This window comes from Microbacter margulisiae (assembly GCF_014192515.1).
Taxonomy (GTDB): Bacteria; Bacteroidota; Bacteroidia; order Bacteroidales; family Paludibacteraceae; genus Microbacter; species Microbacter margulisiae.
Genome location: NZ_JACHYB010000002.1, coordinates 431,968 through 453,845, shown reverse-complemented (window position 1 = coordinate 453,845; position 21,878 = coordinate 431,968). Strand labels below are relative to the sequence as shown.

Annotated in this window: 10 protein-coding genes; all 10 read left to right on the top strand. The window is 40.1% G+C overall.

Translation table 11 applies throughout. The annotated features are described in order from the left end of the window. Window positions 1–342: 342 nt before the first annotated feature. The 10 genes from FHX64_RS11050 to FHX64_RS11005 all read left to right on the top strand — a co-directional run bounded on the left by FHX64_RS11050 (window position 343) and on the right by FHX64_RS11005 (window position 21,708). Window positions 343–1,410 carry an endo-1,4-beta-xylanase gene (locus FHX64_RS11050; protein WP_183413906.1) on the top strand — a complete coding sequence of 356 codons (1,068 nt, stop codon included), beginning with the start codon at window positions 343–345 and terminating at the stop codon, window positions 1,408–1,410. A 138-nt stretch (window positions 1,411–1,548) separates the two neighbouring features. After that, window positions 1,549–5,670 carry a hybrid sensor histidine kinase/response regulator transcription factor gene (locus tag FHX64_RS11045; protein WP_183413905.1) on the top strand — a complete coding sequence of 1,374 codons (4,122 nt, stop codon included), beginning with the start codon at window positions 1,549–1,551 and terminating at the stop codon, window positions 5,668–5,670. A gap of 49 nt (window positions 5,671–5,719) precedes the next feature. Further along, window positions 5,720–7,660 carry a sialate O-acetylesterase gene (locus FHX64_RS11040; RefSeq protein WP_183413904.1) on the top strand — a complete coding sequence of 647 codons (1,941 nt, stop codon included), beginning with the start codon at window positions 5,720–5,722 and terminating at the stop codon, window positions 7,658–7,660. Between the two features lie 45 nt (window positions 7,661–7,705). Then, on the top strand, window positions 7,706–10,339 hold the full coding sequence (locus tag FHX64_RS11035) for a glycoside hydrolase family 3 C-terminal domain-containing protein (protein ID WP_221202201.1): 2,634 nt from the start codon (window positions 7,706–7,708) through the stop codon (window positions 10,337–10,339). Window positions 10,340–10,478: 139 nt separating this feature from the next. Then, on the top strand, window positions 10,479–12,047 hold the full coding sequence (locus FHX64_RS11030; RefSeq protein WP_183413902.1) for a GH39 family glycosyl hydrolase: 1,569 nt from the start codon (window positions 10,479–10,481) through the stop codon (window positions 12,045–12,047). 108 nt (window positions 12,048–12,155) lie between these two features. Then, the gene (locus tag FHX64_RS11025) at window positions 12,156–14,072 is read left to right on the top strand and encodes an alpha/beta hydrolase-fold protein (RefSeq protein WP_183413901.1); all 1,917 of its coding nucleotides are present in this window, start codon (window positions 12,156–12,158) and stop codon (window positions 14,070–14,072) included. 22 nt (window positions 14,073–14,094) lie between these two features. Further along, window positions 14,095–17,679, top strand: coding sequence for a family 43 glycosylhydrolase (locus tag FHX64_RS11020; protein ID WP_183413900.1), 3,585 nt, complete (start codon window positions 14,095–14,097; stop codon window positions 17,677–17,679). A 192-nt stretch (window positions 17,680–17,871) separates the two neighbouring features. Then, window positions 17,872–20,280: a glycoside hydrolase family 127 protein gene (locus FHX64_RS11015; protein ID WP_183413899.1), complete on the top strand. Its 2,409-nt coding sequence runs from the start codon at window positions 17,872–17,874 to the stop codon at window positions 20,278–20,280. Between the two features lie 44 nt (window positions 20,281–20,324). Then, on the top strand, window positions 20,325–21,170 hold the full coding sequence (locus FHX64_RS11010) for a sialate O-acetylesterase (RefSeq protein ID WP_221202200.1): 846 nt from the start codon (window positions 20,325–20,327) through the stop codon (window positions 21,168–21,170). 199 nt (window positions 21,171–21,369) lie between these two features. Beyond that, window positions 21,370–21,708 carry a hypothetical protein gene (locus tag FHX64_RS11005; RefSeq protein ID WP_183413898.1) on the top strand — a complete coding sequence of 113 codons (339 nt, stop codon included), beginning with the start codon at window positions 21,370–21,372 and terminating at the stop codon, window positions 21,706–21,708. Window positions 21,709–21,878: the final 170 nt, after the last annotated feature.

Here is a 21,878-nt window from a genome sequence, read left to right as displayed (position 1 = left end):
TATGCTAATTCAAAACGGGCATTTATTCGGAGCCATCAAGATCAAAGAGAATAATTAAGATAATGAATGAAGGGTAAATGTTGCATATCACAGTTGGTAATGACATCAAACGATTTCCGTATCATATGATTGTTATAGGGTCAGAATCGATAAAGCGAATTGTCATAATGATCCATAATTAATAGTTAGAGTTTTGTAGTTTATAGTTTAGAGCAAAGAAAAGGAATGAACGGTATTCCTTGATTAGATTTATGTAAGTTGCCAAATAGGTATTGTTAGACGGAGGCTCTTTCTCCTCAAAAAGAAAGAGCCTCTTTTGATAACTTGTAAAATATAAATGAAATGAAAAGATATATTAGTATATGGGTTTTTGTTTTTTTTACAGTTTTTGCTTTGAACGCTCAGAGTCTTTGCGGTGTTTTTGCAAAGAAATATGCGATCGGAGCTGCTGTAAGTTCCTGGATGCTTAAAAATCCTGCTATTGATTCGTTGTTGCGATTACATTTTTCAAGTTTAACTCCAGATAATGAAATGAAACCTGAGGTAACCGAACCACAGGAAGGAGTATTTCATTGGAAAGGCGCAGATGAAATTGTTGCATTTGCACAACAAAATCATATGAAAGTCCGTGGACATTGTTTGGTATGGCATCAACAGACTCCTGCCTGGTTTTTTGAAGATCATGGGAAAACAGCTTCTAAAAAAGTGCTTTATGAACACATGAAAGAGCATATTTTTGCTGAAGTAGGAAGATATAAAGGCAAAGTATATGCATGGGATGTTGTAAATGAAGCTGTTGCCGATGAGGGTGCTAATATCTATCGGGAATCTCCATGGTACAAGATTGCTGGTAAGGATTATATTGCCCAGGCTTTTCGTTATGCACATGAGGCTGATCCTCATGCCATTCTGTTTTATAATGATTACAATGTATTTATGCCGGCAAAGCGGACAAAAATATATGCCATGTTGAAAGAACTATTAAAGGAAGGTGTCCCTGTTCAGGGCATTGGTATTCAAGGGCATTGGTCTTTTTATCAACCTACTGAAAAAGAATTGAAAGAAACACTCCAGTTGTTTGCTTCGCTGGGTTTGCAAATTCAAATTACGGAAATGGATGTATCTGCATATCACTGGGAAAATAATGAACGTAACATGAAGTCTGGAGAACAGATTGAATGGAATGACTCGATAGCGAATGTGCAGGCAGCACGATATGCTATGTTTTTTCATGTTTTTAATGAATTTTCAAAAGTGATTACAGGAGTTACGTTTTGGGGTGTTACAGACAACACTTCCTGGTTGAATAATTTTCCGGTAAGAGGACGTAAAAACTATCCACTTTTATTTGATGCCCAGTATCGTGAAAAACCGGCTTTTCATGCTGTAATTAACAGTCAACGACAATAGAAATCTGAATTGAATAATTCAAGAAAGACAAAGTGTTGAAATGTGTGCTCTGTGTGGAATGAAAATTGCTTTCTTTTTAGGGTTTGATAAAGCAATAATTGTGTAATTTTACCTTATCATTTAATACTAAATTACACCATGAAAACTTTTTTGCCTCACAATTTATTTCTCGTTGCAGTTTTTCTGATTATGTTCGGATTTAAGCTGCATGGACAGGTTTCACGTTTTTACACATCATCTAATTCGGGTTTAGAAAATAGTCAAATTAATCAGATTTATCAAGATCGTGTGGGCTTTATTTGGGTTGCAACCGAAGACGGACTAAGTAGTTTTGACGGGATGAAATTTACAACGTATACTCATCATGCCGATGATTCTACTTCATTATTGACAAATTATGTGCAATCCATGTATGAGGATACTTCGCATAATTTTTGGATAGGAACTGCAAGTGGACTTCAACGTTACGATCGAATAAAAAATTGTTTTTCTAATTTTATTTTGAGGGATGATATGGGTTATATACTGGATCCATATATCAGTACAATTATTCCTTATGATTCGAATCATGTTTTAGTTGGTACATCTGGCCATGGGTTTTATATCATCAATTTAAAAACGTTTCACTATACAATTAGTAATACGAATCATCTTGTTCCAGCAAGTACCTTTATTCATTCTTTATTGCGGGAATCAAATGGTGACGTGTGGGTGGGTACAGAAAATGATGGTGCTTTTTTATTCCATAGAAATCTTAATGTTCCCATCGAAAACAAGAATGCTTTCTCTTTATTGGGGCATTATTGTCAAGGTCAGCAGATTAATTCATTTGTAGAAGATACACCTCATCATAAAGTGTTTATTGGCAGTTTAAATCAAGGAATTTTTGTGTACGATCAAGCTAGTAAAACACTAAGAGCCGCCCTGTCTGCTGATGCGCAGCATTGTTCCGTTAAATCCATGTTTCGTGATTCACAGGGCCGAGTATGGATTGGTACGAATGACAGAGGATTGATGCTGCTTAATCCTGATAATGAGCAATTGATGATTTCGGATACTGTACGAGAGAATCCATCCAACGGTTATTGGCATGTTAGTTCTATCATGGAAGATTCGCAGGGAAATATTTGGGCAGCTTTGTATGAAAAAGGCATTTATGTAATTCCAAATTTTATAAATAAGTTTCATTATGAAGCTTTTAGTCCAATAAAACTAAGTCAGAATGTCAGTTGTGTCTTAGCGATTTTGGTTGATCGAAATAATGGTTTATGGATAGGTACCGATGGCAGTGGATTATTTTATAAAGCAGCAGGATCATCTAAAATTAAGAATTTTACAAAAGAAAATTCCAGATTACTCTCCAATGCCATTACTGCGCTTTGGCAAGACAAAAATGGAACTATATGGATAGGTACCGCACTTGATGGACTCTTTACAATGAATCAATCTCAGCAGTTAATGCCTTTTCCAAAACAAAATGAACTTTCTGGTCGTAAGATTACAGTAATTAAAGGAGATTCGATGGGCAATATATGGATTGGTACCTATGGAGAAGGTTTAGATTGTATTAATTACCAGACTGGAAAGATCGATATTTACCAGAATCAGCAAGGGACGACAAAGTTTATTAGCAATAACTGGATAAATACTTTATTGCCTGATAGAGAAGGAAATATGATAATGGGGACATTTCAAGGATTAAATGCTATTAATATAAAAACAAGAAAAGCAACTTATTACAACTATATTCCTGAATTACCGTACAATACCAAAGTTTATTCCCTTTGTGAAGACTACCGGGGTATATTGTGGGTTGGAACAAACAGTGGGTTAATTGCTTTTGACCGGAAGATTCAGAAAGCCAGGCTTTATACAACACATGATGGATTACCCAATAATGTAATCAATGCGATAGAAGAAGACAATCAAAAGAACTTGTGGATTAGTACAAACCATGGGTTGGCCAAATTTTCTTTGGTGAATGGTTCTGTTGCCTCTTTTCATGCTTATGATGGATTACAAAGTGATGAATTTCGCAGAGGCGCTGTTTGGAAAACACCTGACGGGCAGCTTTATTTTGGAGGCATAAATGGTATTAATTCATTTTATCCCCAAGATATTAATCATTCACGTAAGGTCCCCAATGTTTATGTAACTGATTTTATGGTTTTTAACAAATCGGTTAATTATGGAGATGGTAAAAACCATAATGTGTTTTTATCGTGCGCAATTCCTTATGCTGATAAAATCATATTGAAGCATAGTGATAATGTTTTTTCCATTCAATTTGATGCCCTGGAATTTACACATCCTCAGAGTATTACTTACCAATACAAAATGGAAGGCTTCGACAAAGGATGGAAAACGACAGATGCCAATAATCGTATTGTTACTTATACAAATTTATCTCCGGGAACTTATACTTTTAAAGTCAAGGCCACCAATACAGATATGGAAGGCTCTGAAAGTATAAAAACTTTGAAGATTATTATTTTGCCCCCCTGGTGGTTGACCTGGTGGGCCAAATTGTTATATGTCCTGATTGTACTTGCGTCCGGCTATGCATTTTATCTTCATCTGCAAAAGAAAATAAAAGACAAGCAAGAACATCTGCAACAATTGCATGAAGAAGAGATTAAAGAATCAAAATTACGGTTCTTTACGAATATATCGCATGAGATACGGACTCCTATAACATTAATAATAAGTCCATTGGAACGAATGCTTGCTTCGGAGCCCGATTCTCAGCGCAAAGAGTTGTATAATTTGATGTATCGGAATGCCTTGCGTATCTTGCGCCTGATCAATCAGTTGATGGATATGCGGAAAATTGATAACAATCAGATGAAACTTCATTTCCAGGAAACGGATCTTGTCTTTTTAATCAAAGACATTATGATGTCGTTTGACTTTCTGGCTAACAACAAAAAGATTGATTTCCAGTTTGAAAGTAAGATGCAATCGTTGAATGCATGGGTTGACCCGAGTAATTTCGATAAGATTTTGTTTAATGTATTGTCCAATGCGTTTAAGTTTACCCCCGAGAATGGACATATCAAGGTAGCTCTTACTGTAGGACACGATGATAATGCTGTTTCTCCTTTAGCTAACTATGTGGAGATAGCTGTGTCAGATAGCGGGATAGGTATCGATCCGGCAACTATTGATAAAATCTACGATCGTTTTGTTCAGGGATCAAGCCAACAAGAGCAATTAGGATCAGGCGTTGGCCTTCATCTTACAAAGCAACTGGTCGAATTGCATCACGGGACTATTTTTGCTGTCAATAATGAAGTCGGATGTACCTTTTATATCCGTATTCCACTTTCCTCTGCTCATCTCACCTCAGATGAATTGCAACCGGGCACAAAGCGTCATGAAATCACTACTCCCGAATCGAAAACCGAAGTCGCTGTTCAATCCGGAGATGATGCTTCTGTCACTGTCCGCAATTCAGTCCGCAATATTCCTACGGTTGTGGTGGTGGATGACGATAAAGATTTGCTCGCTTATTTACGTTTGGAATTAGGCGGAAGCTATCACGTTGAGGCGTTTGATAGTAGTAAAAAAGCGTGGAATGTTATAGCAGGTGGGTTACCCGATGTGGTTATCAGTGATGTAATGATGACAGAGATGAATGGGAATGAACTGTGTGCCAAAATCAAAACGAATTCGAACACCAATCACATTCCGGTCATCTTACTTTCTTCCATGACGAAAGATGACGACGTGATTACCGGATTAGATTGTGGGGCTGATGTGTATCTGACGAAACCATTCAATATAGATATTTTGAAACGGCACATCAACCAGGTGATTCTGAATCGGGATACCTTGAAGAAGAAATTTACGCTGCCTGTGGAAATTGATTACAATGCCCTGAAAGTCAATTCTGCAGATAAGCGTTTGTTGGAAAAAACTATACAGGTGATTAAAGATAATATGGAAGATGCTGAATTTGGTGTCGAGAAATTGAGTACTGGAGTAGGATTAAGCCGTGTTCATCTCAATCGTAAAATGAAAGAACTGATTAATGTATCTCCGAGTGATATGATTCGGTCCATTCGATTGAAACAGGCAGCCTATTTGTTGATTAATAATGAAATAAATATTTCAGAAGTAGCTTATAAAGTCGGCTTTTCCAGTCATTCCTATTTTACAAACAGTTTTCATGATTTTTTTGGAATGAAACCTTCTGAATTTGTTGAAAAATATAAAGATAATCCTGATAATCCGGTATTGAAAGAAATTCTAGGATAGAATCTGCTGATTGTTCCGGTTTCGAAAATGCTTCTTGATATAATTTATTATGTACACTAAGAATCTTTGTGGTTTACTTATTGGAGTTATTTTATGTTGTCTGGCCAATCCGATGTATGCATTGGTAAAATTGCCACGACTGGTTAGTAACGGTATGGTATTGCAGCGTAATACCCCTCTGAAAATATGGGGTTGGGCTGATCCGCAAGAAAAAGTAACGATTCGATTCCATGGATTCAATCGTTCAACTGTCAGCGATGCTAACGGCGATTGGCAGGTTACTCTGCCATCTATGAAAGCAGGTGGACCGTTTACAATGTTGATAAAAGGGCAGAATACGATTGAGTTGTCAAATATTCTTGTGGGTGATGTTTGGCTTTGTGCGGGACAGTCGAATATGGAACATACATTGGGATCATTTTATTGGGTTTATCCGACTGTTATTGCCAATGCTGCCAATCCTAATATCCGGGAGTTTAATGTGCCCGAAACCTATAATTTTATAGGGCCGCAAAAGGATTTTCCATCGGGAAACTGGGAAGAGGCAAATCCAAAGAATGTGTATAATTGGTCTGCAGTAGCTTATTTCTTCGGCAAATATCTTTATGCAAAATACAAAGTACCTGTCGGCTTGATTAATTCGAGTCTCGGAGGGTCTCCTGCCGAAGCGTGGGTCAGTGCAGATGCACTTAAGACCCCATTTCCCAGATATTATGCAGAAGCGCAGGAATTTAAGAATACGGCTCTCATCCGTGAAATTGAACAAAAAGATTTTCAGCGAACAAAAGCTTGGTACACATTATTGCAACAAAAGGATGAAGGATATAAAGGAATTTCATGGTATTCGCCTTCATTAAATACGGCCAACTGGGACACAATGGCTATTCCTGGTTATTGGGCACACACCTCTCTTGGTATGGTTAATGGATCAGTTTGGTTTAGAAGAACAGTTGATATTCCGGCTTCTATGACAGGAAAGCCGGCAAAAATTATTTTAGGCCGGATGGTGGATGCCGATTCCGTATTTATCAACGGGGAATTTGTGGGCACTACCGGTTACCAATATCCCCGGAGACGATATGATATCCCGGCTCATCTTTTGAAAGCAGGCGCAAATGTGATTGTGATTCGGATCATTAGCAATGCCGGCGAAGGTGGTTTTGTACCAGATAAACAATATGCAATTGTTGCAGGTAATACTACTGTTAATCTGGTGGGAGAGTGGCAATATCATCTTGGTGCTGCAATGCCTCCACTGATGGGACAGACATTCATCCGCTGGAAGCCGGTAGGTTTGTTTAATGCGATGATTGCTCCGCTATTGTCCTATCGAATCAAAGGTGCAGTCTGGTATCAGGGAGAATCCAATACCGACAGGCCGGTTGAATATAAAAAACTATTATCTACGCTTATTTCCGATTGGAGAGCAAAATGGGATGAGGGGAACTTTCCTTTTCTACTCGTACAGCTTCCAAATTTTATGCCACCCAAAAAAGAACCGTCAAATAGTGATTGGGCTTTACTGCGAGAATCACAACTTGATGCATTGTCTCTTCCAAATACGGCGATGGCTGTAACCATCGATATTGGCGAATGGAATGATATTCATCCGGTAGATAAAAAAGATGTAGGCAAAAGGCTGGCTCTTGCAGCAGAAAAAATTGCCTATGGCGATCCTGTCATATATTCGGGCCCACTTTATAAATCAATGAAAATTGAAGGGAACAAGGTGGTTATATCATTTAGCCATACAGGGGAAGGTTTGATGGTAAAAGGAAGCAATGAACCCGGATGTTTTGCAGTTGCCGGACAGGATCAACATTTTGTGTGGGCAAAAGCAAAAATTGAAAATGATCATGTAATTGTATGGAATGATACGATTCAGCATCCTGTTGCAGTGCGTTATGCATGGGCGGATGATCCGGTTGGGGCAAAACTATATAACAAAGAAGGGTTACCGGCTTCTCCTTTTCGAACTGATCATTGGTGAAATTCTTGATATTCAATATGATGTACAAGATTTAATAGAATGATTATGACTGTATTAAGCAAATATATAAACAAGAAGAGAATCTTGTTCATAGGGTTTATGCTATTGTCGTTAATGAATATTGCCCAAACGACACCGAATTATAAGAATCCGAATTTACCTTTTGCTGAACGGGCAAAGGATTTGGTATCACGTATGACATTACAGGAGAAAGTATCGCAAATGACATATAACGCGGAAGCTATTCCCCGTTTAAGTATTCCGGCATATAACTGGTGGAATGAATGTTTGCATGGAGTCGCCCGTAGTGGTGTTGCAACTGTTTTTCCTCAAGCAATTGGTATGGCTTCCATGTGGAATGCTTCTTTGATGTATCAGATTGCTACAGCGATTTCCGACGAAGCCAGGGCTAAGCACCAGCGCTATGTTTCGGAAGGGAAACGGGGTATTTACGAAGGATTGACCTTCTGGACTCCGAATATTAATATTTTTCGTGATCCGAGGTGGGGGAGAGGGCAGGAAACCTATGGAGAAGATCCTTTCCTGACCGGGACGTTGGCTGTAAACTTTATTAAAGGCTTGCAGGGAAACGATCCGAAATACTTGAAACTGGTAGCTACGGCAAAACATTTTTCCATGTACAGCGGCCCGGAATCGGCCCGGCACCGGTTTGATGCCATTCCAACCGACCGAGATTTTGTGGAAACCTATACGCCTCAATTTGAAATGGCAGTGAAAGATGCGCATGTTTATTCGGTGATGTGTGCCTATAATAGCTTTGAACATTTCCCTTGTTGCGGCAATCGCAAGTTGAGTGATTTAGTAAGAAACGAATGGGGATTCAAGGGGTATATTGTGTCTGATTGCTGGGCAGTGGCAGATTTTTATAAAAAAGATGCCCATGCTATAGTGCCGAACGTAGAACAAGCTGCTGCAATGTCATTAAAGGCTGGCACCGATTTGAATTGCGGAAATTCTTATCCTTCATTGGTGACAGCCGTTAAATTGGGTCTTGTGTCGGAACAACAAATTGATACATCGGTTACCCGTTTGATGGAGGCTCGTTTGCGTTTGGGAATGTTTGCCCCTCAAGGTGCGGATAAATATAAGGAGATTCCTTACAGTGTGGTTAATTCAAAAGAACATCAGGCTTTGGCATTAAAGGCTGCACGTGAGTCTATGGTTTTATTGAAGAATGAGAATCATACACTGCCTTTCAGTAAAGATGTGAAAGTCGTAGCGGTTATCGGTCCCAATGCTAATGATGCAGAGGTCTTATTGGGAAATTATCATGGCTACCCAAGCGCACCTGTGACTTTGCTCGCAGGCATTAAAGCCATGCTTCCGAATGCTAAAGTGCTTTACACTCCCGGCTGTCACGTAGCCGATGGGTTACCTTTACTACAACTTATGCCGACTTCTGTATTATACACCGACAAGTCGATGAAGGTACATGGGTTAAAGGTTGAATACTTTGATAATAGCGATTTTAAAGGTAGACCTTTAGATAAACATATTGATGCACATGTCGATTTTGTGTGGTGGGCAAAAGCTCCGTATCCTGATTTGAATGCCAGTCATTTTTCAGCAAGATGGACAGGCGTGTTTGTACCCCCGGTTACAGGAAAGTATGCGTTGGGCGGAGAAGCATTTTCTGGCATGAAATTGTATTTGAATGATTCGTTAATCCTTTCACGTCGTGATATTCATGAATCGTTGAGAATATATCATTATTTAACATTGCAGGGAGGTAAGCCATATCGTATTAAATTGGAGTACGTACAGGACAACACGGAGTATGCCAATATGCAGTTACTTTGGGAACAACCTGCCCCGGATATGGAACAGAAAGCGTATGATATAGCCAAGAAAGCTGATATTGTAATTTATGCCATGGGGCTGAGTCCATTGATTGAGGGTGAGGAGATGGATGTCTCCATTCCCGGCTTTTTAGGTGGCGACCGGACTAAACTGTCCTTGCCTGAGGAACAGACAGCCTTGATGCAAAAGATAGAGCAATTACATAAACCGTCTGTGATGGTAATGATGAATGGCGGTGCGGTAGCCTGTAATTGGGAGCAAGAGCATTTACCCGCCATTCTGGAGGCCTGGTATCCTGGTCAAGCCGGTGGAACAGCCATTGCGGATATCCTTTTTGGAGACTATAATCCATCGGGACGTTTACCTGTCACATTCTACAGAAGCGTTAAAGATATTCCTCCTTTTACCGATTATAGCATGGAAGGGCGTACGTATAAATATTTCAAAGGGAATCCACTGTATGAATTTGGTTATGGATTGAGTTATTCCAGTTTTACCTATTCCAATATGCAGGCGCCTCAGACTATATCTGTTAGCGATTCACTGCCGGTATCGGTCGATATAACTAACACTGGAAAAATGGATGGGCATGAAGTAGTGGAAGTATATATCACCCATCTTGGCAATCCGCTAATGCCAATTAGGGCATTGGTAGGATTCACAAGAGTATCGCTGAAAGCCGGAGAAACCAAGCGCGTTACGGTGATGATTCCCAACAGTCAGTTGTATCAACTTACTCCGTCATGCCAGAAAGCAGTTTTGCCGGGTGGGATGATTGTTAGTATCGGAGGGAGACAGCCAGATTCGTTAGCTATTCAAAACCATCAGGCCATATCTCAAAAAGTAGTGATTCAATAAGATGTAAATTATTTATATTCAGTGGTATGGTAATGGGACGTGCAAGCTCCCTATGCCTTATTGCAACAAAATTATTATCGTATCTATCATACTATCATCGCATTCTTGGATTTCTATTTTTACGTAAAGAATAATAAAGATGAATCATAAATTGCCGTATATTATCTGGATACTGGTAGGATTTTTTGCAACAGTATCCGCCCAGCAGGAAAGGCTTATCCGGATAGATTACAACCAGGTAACAGGGGCTTTCAATACCATGTACAAGGAATGCGTGGGCGCAGGCCGTGCCAACGAAGGATTACGGGCTGACTGGCAGGAACAACTGGCAACGGCAAGAAAAGCATGCGGGTTCAAATACATCCGCATGCACGGGCTGTTGGATGACGACATGGGCGTTTACAAAACAGGTAGGAACGGGGAGCCTGAATACAACTATCAATACATCGATGTGTTGTATGACTACCTGTTGAGCATTGGGATGAAACCCTTTGTGGAACTTGGGTTTATGCCTTCAGCCCTGGCCAGTGGCGATAAAACCATATTCTGGTACAGGGGTAATGTGACTCCCCCAAAAGATTATGCAAGATGGGCAGAGCTGATCCGCCACCTGGTACTCCATTTCACCCAGCGCTACGGAGCCGATGAAGTCAAAACATGGTACTTTGAAGTATGGAATGAGCCCAACCTGTACAATGGGTTCTGGACAGGCAGCCAGGCCGACTATTTCAAATTGTATAAATACACGGCAGAAGCCATCAAAAGCGTCAATAAGGATTACCGGGTCGGAGGCCCCGCCACCGCCGGAGCAGCATGGGTACCTGACATGATAGACTATTGCTACAGGGACCAGGTACCGTTGGATTTTATCAGTACCCACAGCTATGGCGTAAACCAGGGCTATTTAGACCAATACGGCAATACAGGCACCGTATTGAGCAAAGACCCCAAGAGCGTGAGCGGAGACATCATCAAGACCCGGCAACAAATAAGCGAGTCACCCATGCCCCATTTACAACTCCACTATACGGAATGGAGTTCCTCCTATACACCCTCCGATCCCATCCATGACAGCTACCATGAGGCTGCTTATATTCTGGAAAAGATTAAACAGACAGGAGATGCAGCTAATAGCATGTCTTATTGGACCTTCACCGATATCTTTGAAGAAGCAGGGCCAAGATTCAGGCCTTTCCATGGGGGATTTGGGCTGATGAATTATGAAGGCATCAAGAAACCGGCATTTTACGCCTATGACTATCTGAACAAGCTTGGAAAGACAGAACTGGCAGATAAGGACAGCTCCTCCTGGGCATGCAGGGATGACAAGGGTGGTATTCAGGTGCTCTTCTGGAATTACACCTACACCTTACCCGATTCCACCAATGACCAGCAGTATTATATCCGCAACCTGCCCTCCAAGCCGGCCGGAAAGGTCAAAGTGGAACTGACAGATGTTCCCGAAGGCACTTATTGCCTTGAACTCTACCAGATCGGTTATCATGTGAACGATGCCTACACCACCTATCTGGAAATGGGGAAACCGAACCAGTTGACAAGGCAGGAAGTGGCGGCGATAAAACAGATTGATAACGGTTCGCCGGTTCGCAAGGAGATTGTCCAGGTTTCAGCAGGCGGAACATTCTTCCGGGAGCTGAACATGCGGCAAAATGATGTCTATCTGGTAACCCTGAAGAAAGTGAATTAAATTCATTACAATGAATTGTACCACAATACGATAAATCATAAAATATAAAATAGTAATTTATTGCGATGTAGTATGTATTGAAATTATTAATAACAAATTAGTATAGCCATGAAACAACGAATCTTTTTTTTAATAGTCATATTCGTAATTAGCTTAAATGCTAATTCACAGACTGTAACGTCAGCGCCATTTGGCTTTGATGTAGTACGTGCTAGTATACCGCACGGAAAAATAGATACTGTTTATTACAAATCGAAAACGGTCGGAACAACACGCCGGGCTCTTGTTTATACTCCACCGGGATATTCAAAGAATAAAAAGTATCCCGTACTTTATCTGTTACATGGTATAGGTGGAGATGAATTTGAGTGGCTAAACAATGGCCATCCGCAGGTGATTCTTGACAATTTGTATGCGGAAAAGAAAATCGTACCTATGATTGTAGTACTTCCTAATGGCAGAGCTATGAAAGATGACCGCCCGGTTGGAAATATTTATAGTGCTGATAAAGTACAGGCATTTGCCGCGTTTGAAAAAGATTTGCTTCACGATTTGATCCCTTTTATTGAAAAAAACTATCCGGTACTGAAGGATCGTGAACATCGTGCCATTGCAGGCTTATCGATGGGCGGTGGACAAGCATTGAATTTTGGATTAGGGAACTTGGATAAGTTTGCATGGGTAGGCGCTTTTTCCCCTGCGCCTAATACAGAACAACCGGAAGAATTAGTCCCTAATCCGGAAAAAGCAAAAGAGCAATTGAAATTGTTATGGATATCGTGTGGAGATAAAGATGGTTTGATTACGTTCAGCAGACGTACACACGATTACCTGAGAGCCAATAATGTTCCCCATATTTATTACATTGATCATGGTTATCATGATTGGAACGTATGGAAGCATAGTTTGTACATGTTCTCGCAATTGTTATTTAAGCCGGTTGATCCTTCCGCTTTTCCAGAGATAAGTGATGCCGGCAGACCAGTTGAAACAGATGTGCGAGGCGCAAGATACCCTCAAATATTACCCGATGGTAGGGCTATATTTCGTATTAAAGCGCCAGAAGCACATAATGTTCAGCTCGATTTAGGGAAAAGATACAACATGACGAAAGACAGCGAAGGCGTTTGGGAAGTCACCACCGATTCGCTAAGCGAAGGGTTCCATTATTACTCGTTGATTATTGATGGCGTAGCTGTGGCGGATCCTGCCAGTGAAACCTTTTATGGGATGGGCCGTATGGCAAGTGGATTTGAAGTTCCTTTTAAAGGTGATGGGTTTTATGAAGTGAGAAATGTTCCGCATGGCGATATTCGTATCAAGCGTTATTATTCGACCGTCACAAATACCTGGCGTGAGATCTATTTGTACACTCCTCCGGGCTATGATGAAAATGTCAGTGAAAAATATCCGGTATTATATATCCTTCATGGAGGAGGTGAAGATGAGCGTGGTTGGGCTATGCAAGGGAAAGCAGATTTAATCCTCGACAACCTGATTGCTGAGAAAAAGGCCGTTCCAATGATTTTAGTCATGGTGGACGGCAATATGCCTTTACCTCCATTCGGAGAAGATATCTTAAAATCTTTTGATGCTGAGTTGAAACAATGTGTCATTCCATTTGTTCAAAAGAATTATCGTGTTAAAACGGATGCTCAGGACCGGGCTCTTGCCGGATTGTCGATGGGAGGCATACAAACTCTTTATGCCGGCATCAACAATACACAGTTGTTTTCTTATTTGGGCGTATTTAGTTCCGGATGGATACTTCCGATGCAAAGCAATATTGCAAATGAACAATACCGGTTCATGGCAAAAAATGCTGGCATGATCAATAATAACCTGAAATTGCTATGGATTGCCGTAGGTGGCAAGGAAGATATTGCGTACAACAATTGCCAGACGATGCTTTCGAAATTTAATAAAATGAATATCCGGTATCAATATTATGAATATCCGGGAGGACATACATGGCCAGTTTGGAGGAATGACCTTTTTCATTTTGCTCAACTCATATTCAAATAAAAGCACACAGTAAAAGCTATTTATGAATAGTTTGAGAATAAATAAGAATATACTAAGAATCATTATCACTTTGTGTGTTCTGCCTCTTGCTTTAAAAGCAAGTGCATGGGTAGGAGAACCTCTTCCAAGGTTGCATGTTGATGGGAGATACCTGAAAGACCCTCATGGCAATATTGTGAACTTACACGGTTTTGCCCAGACATACTCACCGTGGTTCAATGAAGAGGGAAAATATTGGACCAATTATGATGTTACCGGATGCCTGAACTATAACAAAGGTTTAATTGATAAGATTTTAGCTGCCGGTTGGAAGATGAATTTCATACGATTGCACATGGATCCGTATTGGTCGAATACACCAGGCGTATCTGTGAGCGGCGAAAGTGATATATCTGCGTTTGATTTCAATAGATTTAAAACTTATCTGGATGAAGTATTTATCCCTATGGCAGAATATGCCATATCAAAAGGATTGTATGTCATCATGCGCCCACCGGGTGTTTGTCCGGATACAATAGCTGTAGGTGATGCTTATTACAAATACCTTATCAAGGTTTGGGGATATGTAGCGCAACAATCGGCACTGAAGAACAATCCGGATGTTATGTTTGAGCTGGCAAACGAGCCCATAACCATACTTGGAACAGATGGTAATTACAGTTCAACTTCGCAAGCAAGCTTCGATAATTTGAAGAAATATTTTCAGGCTATTGTCGATACTATACGGGCCAGTGCAGATAATATCCTTTGGGTTCCAGGACTGGGATATCAATCACAATATCAGGGATACGCAGTAAATCCTATCGAGGGTGACAATATCGGTTATGCCGTACATATGTATCCGGGTTGGTTCAACAGCGGTAGTGGTTATGCTGCTTTTCAAGCCGGATGGGATGCCCAGGTCAAACCGGTAGCTAATTTTGCACCCATAGTCGTTACCGAAATGGATTGGGCTCCCGCAAAGTACAATTCATCATGGGGAAAAGATATTACCGGCATTGCTGGTGGAGCTGGCTTTGGAGCCAATTTTAAGAAAATCACTGATGCTTCCGGTAATGTGAGTTGGCTTCTTTTTACAACTCCTGATCTGCTTGCTAAATTTGATTCTACCAATGTGGCTAAACCCGGAGACACGACCTTCCTCAACGATCCGGAAGCCTGTCCATGGCCATGTTTCCATTGGTTTGAGGATTATGCAAAGGTAAATTATCCGAGACCTGATTTTCAATATCAATCGCACAGTGATAATGGGGATGGTACCTATACCAATCCGTTGATATTCGGTGATTTTCCTGATCCTGATGTCATCCGGGTCGGCGATACGTATTATATGGTGACGACTACTATGTTCATATTTCCGGGAGCGACTATCCTGAAATCCCATGATTTGGTCAATTGGGAATATTGTTGTAATCCGTTGGAAAAAATAGAAAATACACCCTGTTATAATCTGGATGGGTGCAACCGCTACGGGCATGGGCAATGGGCTAGTAGTCTGAAATATCACAATGGAACTTTCTATGTATTGTTTACAACCCTGGACGAAGGAAGTTACCTGTTAACGGCTACCAATCCGGCAGGGCCATGGGTAAAGAAGAAACTGACGGGTTCTTTTTATGATCCTGGACTCTTTTTTGACGACGATAACAAAGCGTATGTGGTGTATGGTATCGATAAATTACATATAGCTCAACTTGACACTGCGTTCAATGTAGTGAAAGATCAGGCCATAACTTATGGTACCATCGAATCTGGAATAGATAACTCAGGAACAGAAGGGAGCCATCTGTATAAAATTAACGGTTATTACTATATTTATTCTACAACAGGAGGCTATTATGCTACTCAAGTGGCTTACCGGTCAGCTTCTATTTTCGGACCTTACGACGAAAAAGTGGTCTTTAACAGTGATCGCATCCATCAGGGCGCTTTAATTCAGACGCAGACCGGAGAGTGGTGGACGATCCTGTTTGCCGATAAAGGAGCATATGGGCGATTCCCAACTTTACAACCTGTAACCTGGATAGATAACTGGCCGATCGTTGGGGTCAACGGAAGCGCTGTTACTACTTATACGAAACCCAATGTGGGCAATAAAGAATATCTGGTTACCAATCTCCCGACAAATGATAATTTCAGAAATTACCAGTTGGGTATGCAATGGGGATGGAATCATAATCCTGACAACTCGAAATGGTCTCTGACCGAGCGATCAGGATATCTTCGATTGAGAACCGTTAGTGTTGTTGACAGTTTTATGCAGGCAAGAAATACCCTTACACAACGGATTTTCGGATATCCTTCCGATTTATCGCATTCCTACGGAACAATTAAAATGAGTATTGCTAAAATGATGGAAGGGGATGTGGCAGGTTTAGGTGTATTTCAGTCTCCCTATGCTTATATCGGAGTCAAAGTGATTAACGGGGAAAAAACGTTGATTGAGGAAAATAACCATGTTCAAACACTTGGTCCTGTCATTGCCGATTCGGTGATATATCTACGGGCAATAGCGAACTATAATACCAGTCAGGCCAGCTTCTACTATAGCCTTGATAATACAACCTATACCCCATTTGGAACCGATTTGAATATGCAATACAACCTATCCATATTTACCGGTAATAAGTTTTGTATTTTCAATTTTGCTACTGTTCAAACTGGGGGATATGTGGATGTAGACTGGTTTTCTACTGAGAAAAATTTTTCTGAGGATGAATTTTATGATAATTCATTTACAGGATACAGTAAAGACGCACTTACCATGGATTCGCTGGAGATCGAAGGAAGTAATGCTTTGGAATTGCTAACCGGGAGTACGTCAAGCTTAACTGTTAATGCTCTTTATGCGGATGGTCATAAAGAAGATATAAGTGATGGAGCAACCTATTCTAATCCTCATCCTGAGATTGCCAAAATTATTAATGGACAAGTCATTTCCGAAGCCGATGGCGTTGATACGATAACAATAGGTTATCAAGATGCATTGGGAGATCAAAAATATGCTGATTTATACGTCACTTCATCAACTTTTCCCTTAAAAAATGGATTGTTTAATCCTTCTATTTATGCGCAGGGAACCTTTAATGCAGGTACACATACGTTAGTTACCGGACAATACGGTTTTGGAGGATGGAGCTATAGTGCCGGAGTGAATTTGTCAGGATATAAATATTTGATTGCAAAACTGGGAGCTGACAATAATAGCGGTGTGTCATTCCGCTTGTTTGATGAAGATAATTACTGGTCAGATGCAGCGGAATATAATTTCGGAAATAATCGACAGGTAGTCGTCGATATAGCCAATGCACATAAAAGCAATTCTGGTGCAGCACTGGATCCCAGTCATATCTATATTGCCGGATTCTGGTCGTATGGGAATAGTCCCATTGTAATTGATACCGTATTTCTGTCTAACTCAGATTCAGCGGCGCCGATCAGTGTCGTTCCGGATAATAAACCTAACGGCAATGATATTGTGGATGTATATACCATCATGGGAATCAGGATTCGGTCGCAGGTCAAAAGATCACAAGCAACAACAGGTCTTCCTGATGGCTTATATATCGTTGGAAGAAAAAAGGTTTTTGTTATCAATAGAAATTAGATATGTATGGAGGTAGTTTTCATGATTTGGGTATTTTGATCAAATAATATTGATATAATGTGAATTATGATTTTAGAATTAAGCTTTTCAATTTAACATAACATGAAATGAGCCATAAAAACTCATGATAAAGTAAATGCGTGCTTTGGGTGAATTTTATATATTTTTAGTGTGAAAAACGAAAGTAAACATATGAAAATAAAACTATTACTGCTGACTATTGTTCTTACGTTCTTTGTTGGGATATCAGACTTGTTTTCGCAAAATAAACTGTATCCTAATGAATTCCCTTTGAAAGATGTGAAACTATTGGACGGACCGTTTAAACATGCCCGTGACCTCAATATTCAGACGCTATTGCAATATAATGTCGATCGATTGTTGGCTCCTTACCGAAAGGCGGCCGGATTAAAACCCAAAGCTCCAAGCTATCCGAACTGGATTGGGCTTGACGGGCATATTGGTGGGCATTATTTATCAGCGATATCAATGAATTATGCTGCCACCGGCAATATTGAATGTAAAAAACGACTGGAGTATATGATTTCGGAGCTCAAAATCTGCCAGGATTCAAATGCCGTAAAATATCCCGATTGGGGAGTTGGGTATGTAGGAGGTGTTCCGGATGGCAACAAAATTTGGCCGCAAATTAAAGCGGGTCATGTAGAAATGATATGGAAGGGATGGGTTCCCTGGTATAATGTGCATAAGATGTTTGCGGGCTTACGGGATGCATGGCTATATGCTGGTAATAAAGAAGCAAAAACTATGTTTTTGAAATTCTGCGATTGGGCTGTCAATCTTACTGCCGGATTATCTGATGCCCAGATGGAAGATATGTTGCGGGACGAATACGGAGGAATGAATGAGGTTTTGGCCGATGCTTATCAAATGACAGGCAATAAAAAATATTTATATACAGCTAAGAGGTTCTCTCAAAAATTCCTGTTGAACCCATTGGCCGCAGGTCATGATATCCTTGACAACCTGCATGCGAATACCCAGAGCGCTAAAAGTGTTGGTTTTGAGAGAGTAGCTGAGGTAAGCGGTGATTCAACTTACGTAAAAGCAGCCGCTTTCTATTGGTCGACAGTTATTAATCACCGTACGTTAGCTCTGGGAGGAAGTGGGTTGCAGGAATTTTTTCCTTCTGCTCAAAAATGCATTGGCTATATCCACAGTGTTGAAGGTCCCGAGACTTGTAATACATATAATATGCTGAAAATAACGGAGGATCTATTTAGGGATCATCCTTTGGCAAAGTATGCCGATTATTATGAGCGAGCGCTGTATAACAATATCCTGTCTGCGCAAAATCCTGATAATGGAGGGTATGTGTATTTCACTCCTACACGTCCCCGCAGTTATCGGGTTTATTCTGCCCCCAACGAAGCCATGTGGTGTTGTGTTGGTACCGGAATGGAAGACCATAGTAAATACAATGAGTTTATTTATACACATCAGAATGATTCTTTATATCTAAACCTTTTTATTGCATCAGAGCTCAACTGGGAGAAAAAAGGAATTGAAATCAAACAGGAAACTTCTTTCCCCGATGAAGGTAAGACGATGTTAGTAGTTATTAAAGGGACAGCTCATTTTACTCTGATGGTGCGGTATCCGTCGTGGGTGGCTCCCAATTTATTGAGGATTACAGTTAATGGCCGAGATATTCCCTATGTTAACAAGCCATCTTCGTATATTGCAATTGCTCGTAATTGGTCGGCAGGTGATCGCGTGATTGTTACGCTTCCTATGCGTAATACAATTGAACAATTGCCAAATGTGCCTGATTATTTTGCCTTTATGCATGGCCCTATTTTACTTGGGGCAAAAACAGGAACGGAAGATTTAGCGGGATTAATTGCCGGTGATGGTCGCTGGGGACATATTCCGAGTGGAAAAATGTTGCCTTTGAATAAAGCTCCTATAATTGTTACCGACCATCGTTCTGAGATTGCCGATAAATTGATCCCCGTAAAAAATAAACCCTGTTTCTTTACTTTCCGTGGTCTTAAGATTATGAATCCGGTAAAGAATATGGAACTTGAGCCTTTTTATAAGATTCATGATGCCAGGTATATGATGTATTGGATGGTCTTGTCTAAAGCGCAGTATCATCATGTGGTTGACTCCATTTCGTCTGCAGAGGCTAAAATGTTAGCTTTAGCAAAACGTACAGTTGATTTTGTACAGCCAGGTCAGCAACAACCTGAAGTCGACCATGCAATGAAATTCTCAAACTCATCGTCGGGTACATTCCAGAACAGATTTTGGCGTGCTGCAAAAGACGGAGGTTACTTTAGTTATCTTTTGTCAACAAATGGCGATCGTAATTTAGCATTGATAGTAACTTACAGGGGAAACGAATTTGAGAATCAAAATATTGATATTTATATTGATGGCCAGAAATTGGTGTCGAAGGCCGGCACTAAAACGGCATATCAAGAGAAGTTTGTGAAAGTGGTATACCCCATTCCTTATTTGATGATAAAAGGCAAAAGTCACATTCGGGTGAAATTTCAGGCGCCTCCGCAAAGTGCCAGTAATGCTGTTTATGACATCCGTCTGGTTCGGGAGAAAAAGGGAGCAGGCATATAAAGAAAATTAACCAAAGAACAAAATCACCATTTAATTAAAATGATATGAAAATCAAATTATTTGCACTCGTAGGATTATTATTGTTCAGTATGAACGCTTTTTCGCAAGATCCGAATTTTTATATTTTTCTATGTTTTGGACAATCAAACATGGAAGGTCATGCACGGTTTGAACCGCAAGATACTACTGTAAATAGTCGCTTCCAGGTTATGGAAGCTGTCAATTGTCCAGATCTTGGGAGGAAAATGGGGCATTGGTACCCGGCTGTTCCTCCGTTGTGCAGATGCCATACAGGCCTGACGCCTGCAGATTATTTTGGTAGAACAATGGTTGCCAACCTCCCCAAGAATATTAAAGTGGGAGTGATCGATGTCGCTGTTGGGGGGTGTAAAATCGAATTGTTCGACAAAAATAATTACCAGGCTTACGTTAAAACAGCTCCTGACTGGATGGTGTATATGATAAAAAGATATGATGGAGATCCTTATGCCCGCCTTGTTGAAATGGCTAAGATAGCAGAGAAAGACGGAGTGATTAAAGGAATCCTTTTACATCAGGGTGAATCAAATACCGGAGATCAGGAATGGCCATTAAAAGTTAAAGGCGTATATGATAACCTCATAAAAGATCTGAATCTGAATCCCGGTTCTGTTCCCCTGTTAGCCGGAGAGGTTGTTAGTAAAGGTGAGGGTGGTGCCTGCGCCAGCATGAATGCTATTATAGACAAGCTTCCGGAAACGATTCCCAATTCCTATGTCATCTCATCCGATGGTTGTCCTGGTATATCCGACCATCTCCATTTTACAGCAGAAGGGTATCGGATATTTGGAAGACGATATGCTGTGAAGATGCTTTCGCTGTTGGGGTATAAAATCAATAATCGCAAGTAGCGATGTTAATTGAAATATTCTTTATGCATTGAGATATCGATTATAATTATCTCTTTTTCTAAAATAGAGATTTTCTTATTTATGAATTTTTTTTTCGTACATTTTGTTCGATCAGTATTCATGTAGTGAACATGCGAATATAATGAAAAACAAAAGCCAGGCCAATTCCTTATTTATTAACATTTAAATTTGTAAATATATGAAAAAGATAATTCTAACTTGTGCTATTTTGTTTGCTGCTATATCAAGCAGCTTTGCTTATAATAATGCGGCTGGTCTTCCTATGGTTTATGGGCCAGGTAGTAATTCTACGGTGGTAGTTATTAATGCGACAACCACTATACATTTAATCTGTGGCATGACTGGAGATAATGGTAGTATTGGTGAAGGTATTTTTCAAGGTCCTAATGTGTATTGGGATGTACCTCTTTTTGGAAATGATACTGAATATCAAGATTTTACAGGTTCATTTTCTAGTTTAACGATTTCTTTTCAATGTTCTGCAGATTCCTATGGTACTGCTTTGGTGGAATGGTAATTTTGGTATATAGTATTTAATTAGTGACCTGGCTTTTTGTTGTTATTTAAATTCAAAATCATTGTTTATAAAGTTTTGTGGATCAATAAAATAACCAGTTTTAGGGAATTGAACTATAAGTTGTCGAAGTAATACAACAACATGATTCATAGAGTAATTTTTGATAACAA